The sequence below is a fragment of the Leifsonia sp. NPDC102414 genome (assembly GCF_044765685.1).
Classification (GTDB): Bacteria; Actinomycetota; Actinomycetes; order Actinomycetales; family Microbacteriaceae; genus Leifsonia.
Window position 1 is genome coordinate 700,395 of record NZ_JBIWKN010000001.1, and the last position, 7,935, is coordinate 708,329.

6 protein-coding genes are annotated in these 7,935 nt (G+C 68.6%); 5 read left to right on the plus strand and 1 reads right to left on the minus strand.

The window, feature by feature from the left end; translation table 11 throughout:
- Window positions 1-12: 12 nt before the first annotated feature.
- Window positions 13-1,362, minus strand: a complete 1,350-nt coding sequence (locus tag ACIRCZ_RS03285; protein ID WP_402849606.1) for an MFS transporter — start codon at window positions 1,360-1,362, stop codon at window positions 13-15.
- Between the two features lie 133 nt (window positions 1,363-1,495).
- Here ACIRCZ_RS03285 and ACIRCZ_RS03290 point away from each other — a divergent pair, with 133 nt between their 5' ends.
- The 5 genes from ACIRCZ_RS03290 to ndk all read left to right on the plus strand — a co-directional run bounded on the left by ACIRCZ_RS03290 (window position 1,496) and on the right by ndk (window position 7,898).
- Window positions 1,496-2,065: a TetR/AcrR family transcriptional regulator gene (locus tag ACIRCZ_RS03290; RefSeq protein ID WP_402849609.1), complete on the plus strand. Its 570-nt coding sequence runs from the start codon at window positions 1,496-1,498 to the stop codon at window positions 2,063-2,065.
- Between the two features lie 241 nt (window positions 2,066-2,306).
- Window positions 2,307-5,666 (plus strand): isoleucine--tRNA ligase, encoded by a 3,360-nt coding sequence (gene ileS, locus ACIRCZ_RS03295; protein ID WP_402849612.1) that lies wholly within the window; start codon window positions 2,307-2,309, stop codon window positions 5,664-5,666.
- Window positions 5,666-7,042, plus strand: a complete 1,377-nt coding sequence (locus ACIRCZ_RS03300; RefSeq protein WP_055893462.1) for a folylpolyglutamate synthase/dihydrofolate synthase family protein — start codon at window positions 5,666-5,668, stop codon at window positions 7,040-7,042. The genes ileS and ACIRCZ_RS03300 overlap by 1 nt, the downstream gene beginning before the upstream one ends.
- The gene (locus tag ACIRCZ_RS03305; protein WP_402849616.1) at window positions 7,039-7,479 is read left to right on the plus strand and encodes a DUF4233 domain-containing protein; all 441 of its coding nucleotides are present in this window, start codon (window positions 7,039-7,041) and stop codon (window positions 7,477-7,479) included. Before ACIRCZ_RS03300 ends, ACIRCZ_RS03305 begins: the two co-directional genes overlap by 4 nt.
- A complete protein-coding gene (gene ndk / locus ACIRCZ_RS03310; protein ID WP_055893466.1) occupies window positions 7,476-7,898 on the plus strand; it encodes a nucleoside-diphosphate kinase in 423 nt (140 codons plus the stop codon). The genes ACIRCZ_RS03305 and ndk overlap by 4 nt, the downstream gene beginning before the upstream one ends.
- Window positions 7,899-7,935: the final 37 nt, after the last annotated feature.

Genomic DNA, 7,935 nt, shown 5'->3' on the forward strand with positions numbered 1-7,935 from the left:
GGTACCGGAGGCTCACTCTGGCGCGACGACCTCGTCGATGATCGGCCTGCGGCGGGCGGCGAACAGGGCGGCGACGAGCGTGATCACGCTCATGATGCCGAGCACGATGCCGGGGTGCCACCAGGCGTTGCCCGTCGCGTTTCCGAGGATCAGCGTGAGCGCGGGGACGAACGCGGTCAGCAGTGCGGCGATGCTGTACGCGACCGAGAGGCCGCTGTAGCGGACGTCGCTCGGGAACAGGTCGGACATGAGCCCGCCGAGGCCCGCCCAGGAGAGCGTCGGCAGGATGCCGCCGATGATCATGCTGCCGACCAGGATGGGGAACGTCGCGTACTGCAGCAGGAAGTACATCGGGAACGCGATGATCAGCGTGCCGATCGCGCCGATGGCCACGACGCGGGCGGAACCGATCCTGGTGGCCCAGACGCCGAACAGCGGGATGGTGACGAGCTGCAGCAGGCCGCCGATGGTGGTGGCGATGAGCAGGTCGGAGAAGCTGAACTTCAGCACGGCGGTGCCGTAGTCGACCATGTACGTGTTCATCAGCGAGTACGAGCCGATGCCGAGAACCGCAGCGCCGATGGCGATCACGAACCCGCTCGGGGCCTTGCGGAACACCTGCAGGACGGGGAAGCGGTCGCGCTTCCCGGTCTCCAGGAGCTGCTTGAACACCGGCGTCTCGTCGATCGACCAGCGCAGGTAGAGCGAGACGAGCAGCAGCGGGATGGCCGTCAGGAACGGGATGCGCCAGCCCCAGGCCGCGATGTCCGCCTGGCTGAGCATGGTCGACATCAGGATGAAGACGACGGCGCTCAGGATGCTGCCGACCGGCGAGCCGAGCTGGGGGAGCGCGGCGTAGAAGCCGCGGCGTTTCGGGTTGGCGTACTCGGTCGCGAGCAGGATCGAGCCACCCCACTCTCCACCGAGGCTGAGACCCTGCACGAGGCGCAGCACGACGAGCGCGATCGCTCCGAACCAGCCGGCGGTGGCGTAAGTCGGCAGCACGCCGACGAGCCCGGTGCCGATGCCCATCATCAGGATGGTGATGAGCAGCGTCGGGCGACGACCGATCCTGTCGCCGAGGTGGCCGAAGATGATCGCGCCGATGGGCCGGATGACGAAACCGGCCGCGATGGTGAGGAACCCGGCGAGCACGCCGCCGAATACGCCGAGTGGCTGGAAGAACAGCGGGCCGACGAAGAACGCGCTGAAGTACGCGAAGAGGTAGAAGTCGTACGACTCGAGCGAGGTGCCGACGAACGAGGCGATGGTCACGCGGCGCGCGGTGCCGGGGGTGATGCCAGGGCGGTCTGTTTCGCTGCGGACGATGGTGTCTGGTGCTGTCGCGTTGGGGGACGTCACGGGGTTCCTTGTCTGACGGGCTGCAGTGGTCGGGTTAATATGTGGACCGGGTCCAATAATAGGCGTGAGGAGGTAACGCGTGACGCAGAGCGAGCATTCCCGTTCGGGGCGGCCCCGTGCATCCTCGCGGCTGATGATCGCCGAAGCGGCGGGCGAGCTGTTCCTGGAGAAGACGTACGACGGCACGACCGTCGACGACATCGCGAGGCGAGCAGGGGTCGGCAGGGCCACCTTCTTCAACTACTTCGGCGCCAAGAGCGACCTGCTCTGGCTGGAGGTGGACGAGAGCCTGCGCGGTTTCGACCAGCTCCTCTCCGAGACCGATCCCGATGCGCCGCCGATGACAGCTGTTCTGGATGCGATCACAGCTCTAGCCGACGAGTTCGGCCCTGCGCGGCTGCCGCTCGCCGTGACGCAGTACGAGCTGATGGGCACGGACGGCGAGCTCGAAGCCTCCGCGCTCCCGCGGTTCCTGACGCTCGTCCGGCAGCTCAGCGCGTTTCTCGCCGGCCGCCTCGGCGAGCCACGGGATGCGCTCCTGCCTCGCGCCATCGCGACCGCCGTGATCGGAGCGGCCGGCGCCGCAGCGGCGGTCTGGGCGCGCAGCGGCGTGCGACGGGGCCCGCTCGCGCCGGTGATCGTGGCGGCCGTCGGTCCGGTCTGCGCCGGCTACGCGTCCGCGCTCGACGAACAGCCTCGATAACGCTCGTAAACCCGTTAGAATCGTGCATACAGACATCGACCCGGCGATCACCGGCGAGTCTTCGGAAGAACAGCGCACCGCGAGGGGCGCCCAATAGAACCGAACGGGTCTGGCCCGTCACAGCCAAAGAAAGAGCGGTTGCAGCCACACCGAGAGTGGCCGCGGCAAGCGGGGTGGTACCGCGGCGGACGAGTCACACGTCCGGCGTCCTCGTGCAGACGAACGACCTGCCAGGAGTGAGATGCCGTACCCCAAGTCCCCGGAAGAACCGTCGGCGAGCGCATCGGCGGCGCGCGATGCCCAGCCGGGCGTCAGCCCGAGCCCGAGCTTCCCGGACATCGAGACCGACGTGCTCGCGTTCTGGAAAGAGGACGGCACTTTCCGTGCATCCATCGACAACCGGCAGGATGCGCCGGAATGGGTCTTCTACGACGGCCCGCCATTCGCCAACGGCCTGCCGCACTACGGTCACCTGCTGACCGGATACGCCAAGGACGTCTTCCCGCGCTTCCAGACGATGCGCGGCAAGAAGGTCGAGCGCCGGTTCGGCTGGGACACCCACGGTCTGCCCGCCGAGCTGGAGGCTGAGCGGCAGCTCGGGCTCACCGACAAGAGCCAGATCGAGGAGATGGGCATCGCGGCCTTCAACCAGACCGCGAAGGACGCGGTGCTGCACTACACCCGCGAGTGGCGGGAGTACGTCACCAGGCAGGCGCGCTGGGTCGACTTCGACAACGACTACAAGACGCTCGACGTCACATACATGGAGTCGGTGATCTGGGCGTTCAAGCAGCTGCACGAGAAGGGCCTCGCCTACGAGGGCTACCGCGTGCTGCCGTACTGCTGGCGCGACCAGACCCCGCTGTCCAACCACGAGCTCCGGATGGACGACGACGTCTACAAGATGCGTCAGGACCAGACGGTCACCGTCACCTTCCCGCTGACCGGCGCGAAGGCGGAGTCGCTCGGTCTCACGGGCGTGCGGGCGCTGGCCTGGACGACGACGCCGTGGACCCTGCCGACCAACCTCGCGCTGGTCGTCGGGCCCGACATCGAGTACGCGGTCGTGCCGGCTGGCCCGAACGGAGCGGCCGACGCGCACGGCACCCCGGACGACGAGGTGCTGAGCGGCGAGTACCTGCTCGCGGTCGACCTCGTCGGCAACTACGCCAAAGACCTCGGCTACGAGTCCGCCGCGGATGCGCTGGCCGCCGTGAGCCGCCGCATCCGTGGGGCCGAGCTCGAGGGCGTCACGTACGACAGGCTCTGGGACTACTACGCGGACACCGAGGAGTACGGCACGCAGAACGCGTGGCGCCTCCTGGTCGACGACTACGTCACCACCGAGGACGGCACGGGCATCGTGCACCAGGCTCCGGCATACGGCGAGGACGACCAGCGTGTCTGCGAGGCCGCCGGCATCCCGGTCATCATCTCGGTGGACGACGGCGCCCGGTTCCTTCCTGTGGTCGAGGACGTGGCCGGCTTACAGGTGTTCGAGGCGAACAAGCCGCTCACCAAGCTGCTCAAGGAGAACGGCCGGCTGCTGCGCCAGGCGAGCTACGAGCACTCGTACCCGCACTGCTGGCGCTGCCGCAACCCGCTGATCTACAAGGCGGTGTCGAGCTGGTTCGTGCGCGTGACCGACTTCCGCGGGCGGATGGGCGAGCTCAACCAGCAGATCAACTGGGTGCCGGAGAACGTCAAGGACGGCCAGTTCGGCAAGTGGGTCGGCAACGCCCGCGACTGGTCGATCTCGCGCAACCGCTACTTCGGCTCGCCGATCCCGGTCTGGAAGAGCGACGACCCCGCGTACCCGCGCATCGACGTTTACGGCTCGCTGGCCGAGCTGGAAGCCGACTTCGGCACGATCCCGACGAACGCGGCAGGTGAGCCCGACCTGCATCGTCCGTTCATCGACGACCTCACGCGGCCGAACCCCGACGACCCCACCGGCCGTTCTACGATGCGCCGCATCCCGGACGTGCTGGACGTCTGGTTCGACTCCGGGTCGATGCCGTTCGCCCAGGTGCACTATCCGTTCGAGAACCGTGAGTGGTTCGAAGGGCACAACCCGGCCGACTTCATCGTCGAGTACATCGGGCAGACCCGCGGCTGGTTCTACATGCTGCACACGCTGTCCACGGCGCTGTTCGACCGGCCGGCGTTCAAGAACGTGATCAGCCACGGCATCGTGCTGGGCAGCGACGGGCAGAAGATGTCGAAATCTCTGCGCAACTACCCGGACGTCAACGAGGTCTTCGACCGCGACGGCTCGGATGCGATGCGCTGGTTCCTGATGGCGAGCTCCGTGCTGCGCGGCGGCAACCTGATCGTCACGGAGGAGGGCATCCGCGAGGGCGTCCGCCAGGTGCTGCTCCCGCTGTGGAGCACGTGGTACTTCTTCTCCCTCTACGCCAACGCGACCGGGTACGAGGCGAAGCGCCGCACAGACTCGACGGACGTGCTCGACCGCTACCTGCTGGCGAAGACCCGCGAATTGGTCGAGGACGTCACCGCCGACCTGGAGGCACTGGACTCCACGCTGGCCGCAGCCAAGCTGCGCGACTTCGCCGACATCCTCACCAACTGGTACGTGCGTCGTTCGCGTGACCGATTCTGGGAGGGCGTGGGCGCCGATGGCGCAGGGACGGAAGCGTTCGACACCCTCTACACCGTGCTGGAGGCCGTCGCGCGCGTCGCGGCCCCCCTGCTCCCGCTGGTCACGGAGCGCGTCTGGCAGGGCCTCACCGGTGGGCGCAGCGTGCACCTGACCGACTGGCCGGACGCCGCCGAGTTCCCGGCGGACGACGCCCTGGTGGATGCGATGGACCGCATCCGCGGCATCAGCTCGACCACGCTGTCGCTGCGCAAGCAGGCTGGTCTCCGCGTGCGCCTCCCGCTCGCGTCCCTGACCATCGTCGCCGAGAACGCGGATGCGCTGCGGCCGTTCGATGGCATCCTGCGCGACGAGCTCAACGTGAAGGCGGTGGAGCTGGTCGAGCTGCACGAGGACAGCGCTGCGACCTACGGGATCACCAGCAGGCTGACGGTCAACGCCCGCGCGGCAGGACCGCGTCTCGGCAAGGACGTGCAGAAGGTCATCCAGGCCGCCCGTGCAGGCGACTGGTCGGAGAACGGCGGGGTGGTGACCGCCGGCGGCTTCGAGCTGGTCGACGGCGAGTACGAGCTCGTGCTGGAGACGGCGCAGGCGGACGGCGAGTCCACCCAGGCGCTCGCGCTGCTGCCGGGCGGCGGGTTCGTGCTGCTGGACACGCTGACGACGCCGGAGCTGGAGGCGGAGGGACTGGCGCGTGACATCATCCGCGCTGTGCAGGACACCCGCAAGAGCGCTGGCCTCGATGTGAGCGACCGGATCGAACTCTCTCTCAGCTTCGACGACCAGGAGGACGGGAACGCCGTGGAACGCGCCGCCGCAACCGTTGACATCGGAGCAGAGACCCTCGCCACGGTGATCGGCATCGCGTCCGGCGGTGTCGCCGAGGTCGAAGGCGAGTACAGGAAGAGATTCGCCGCCGGGCAGTTCGCGAACGCGGGCGCATTCACGGTGGGCGTGGCCAAGGCGGAGGTGACGGTCTGATGAGCGACCCCATTCCAGCGGACGAGTTCCGCGACGCGGCGGACGCCGTCTACCAGGCGCTGCTGGCGCGCATCGGCGAGGGGGCGCCGGAGCGGCGACTGGATGCGACCAGGCGCGCAGTCGAGCTGCTGGGCGACCCGCAGCGGGCGTACCCGATCGTGCACATCACCGGCACGAACGGCAAGACATCGACCAGCCGCATCATCGAGAGCATCCTGCGGGCGTACGGCCTGCGCACGGGGCTGTTGACCAGCCCGCACCTGGTGCGTTTCAACGAGCGCATCGTGATCGACGGTCAGCCGATCTCCGATGAGGATCTGGTGCGCAACTGGGAGGACGTCCAGCCGTACATCGAGATCGTGGACAGCGAGCTCGCCGAGGGCGGGCATCCGCCGCTCACCTTCTTCGAAGCGCTGACGGTGCTGGCGTACGCCGCGTTCGCCGACGCGCCCGTCGACGTGGCCGTGATCGAGGTCGGCATGGGCGGCGAGTGGGACTCCACCAACGTCGGAGACGGCCAGGTGGCGGTGTTCACCCCCATCTCGCTCGACCACACCAAGGCGCTCGGCGACACCGTCGCGGAGATCGCGCGCACCAAGTCGGGCATCATCAAGCCCGCGGCCGACGTGGTGAGCGCCGCGCAGACGCAGGATGCGCTGGCCGAATTGAAGAACGCGGCGGAGCTCACGGAGTCCACCATCTCGACCCAGCCAGGAGCGTTCGACGTCGCATCCACGTCGGTCGCCGTCGGCGGTCAGCTGGTGAGCATCCGGGGCCGCGCTGCGACGTATGAGGAGCTGTTCCTGCCGCTCTACGGCGACCACCAGGCGCAGAACGCTGCCGTCGCCGTCGCGGCCGTCGAGACCTTCCTCGGCCGTGGCACCCAGCCGCTGAAAGCAGACCTGCTGGAGGAGGGCTTCGCCACGGCGACGTCACCTGGGCGCCTGCAGCTCATCGGGGTCGACCCGACCGTCCTCGTGGATGCGGCCCACAACCCGGCGGGCGCGCAAACCCTCGCAGATGCGATGCGCCGTTACTTCGATTTCGACGAGCTGACCTTCGTGTTCGGGTCCCTGGCCGACAAGGACGCGCGCGGCATCGTGCGCGCCCTCGCCCCCGTCGCCACGCAGTTCTACGTGACGGAGCCGCGCTCCGACCGCGCGCTGCCGGCCGACGAACTGGGCGAGATCGTGCTCGACGAGGTCGGCGACGAGGCGACCATCGTCTACGGCGACCTCGCTGAGGCGCTCGACGCCGCCCGCGAGTGGGCGGCGGAGGAACCGAAGCGCGCCGTGGTCGTCACCGGCTCGATCGTGCTCGTCGGCGACGCGATGGCCATCGCGGAGGCCGGCGAGTGGAAGCAGGCAGGGGCGTGAGCGGAGCGCAGCAGGACGGCGCAGACGGGCCCGCCGCCGACAAGGCAGCGGCTCCCGCTCGGAGGCCGCGGCGCGAACGCACCGTCCGCGAGATGCTCGGCTCCATCGTGCTCGGCTTCGAACTGCTCGTCGTCTTCCTCGGCGCTCTCGTGCTGTTCGGGCTCGGGTCGCTTCCCGCCGCCGTCGCCCTCGGCGGGGGAGCGGTGGTCGTCGTCCTGATGATCGTCGCCATGGGCACCCTGCGGTCCCCGGTGGGGATCGTGCTCGGCTGGTTCGTGCAGCTGGTGGTCGTCGCCGCCGGTTTCCTCGTGCCTGCCTTCTTCATCGTCGGCGCCATCTTCACGGCCATGTGGGCGTACTGCATGATCGCCGGCGCCCGCATCGACCGCAACAAAAAGGCCGCGAACGCGGCCGCAAACGGAACGGAGAATCCATGACCACCCCCGTCGAAGAGACCCTGGTGCTCGTCAAGCCGGACGGCGTCGCTCGCAACCTCACCGGCGAGATCCTGCGCCGGATCGAGGCGAAGGGCTACTCGCTCGTCGACATCCGGATGCTCCAGGCAGACCGCGACCTGCTCGCCGCTCACTACGCGGAGCACGAGGGCAAGCCGTTCTACGAGCCGCTGGTCGAGTTCATGGAGTCCGGCCCCATCGTCGCGATCCGCCTCGCAGGCAACCGCGTGATCGAGGGTTTCCGCTCCCTCGCCGGCACCACGGACCCCACCACGGCGGCCCCCGGCACCATCCGCGGCGACTTCGCCCGCGACTGGGGTCTCAAGGTGCAGCAGAACCTCGTGCACGGCTCCGACTCGCCAGAGTCTGCCGCCCGCGAGCTCGCCCTCTGGTTCGCCTGACCCCCAGTCCCCAAACCATCGAGTCCGGACTTGTTTG

Bases quoted from the DNA above. Each gene is read 5' to 3' on its own strand.
- ACIRCZ_RS03290 (WP_402849609.1), top strand. From the start codon at position 1,496: ATGATCGCCGAAGCGGCGGGCGAGCTGTTCCTGGAGAAGACGTACGAC.
- ileS (WP_402849612.1), top strand. From the start codon at position 2,307: ATGCCGTACCCCAAGTCCCCGGAAGAACCGTCGGCGAGCGCATCGGCG.
- ACIRCZ_RS03300 (WP_055893462.1), top strand. From the start codon at position 5,666: ATGAGCGACCCCATTCCAGCGGACGAGTTCCGCGACGCGGCGGACGCC.
- ndk (WP_055893466.1), top strand. From the start codon at position 7,476: ATGACCACCCCCGTCGAAGAGACCCTGGTGCTCGTCAAGCCGGACGGC.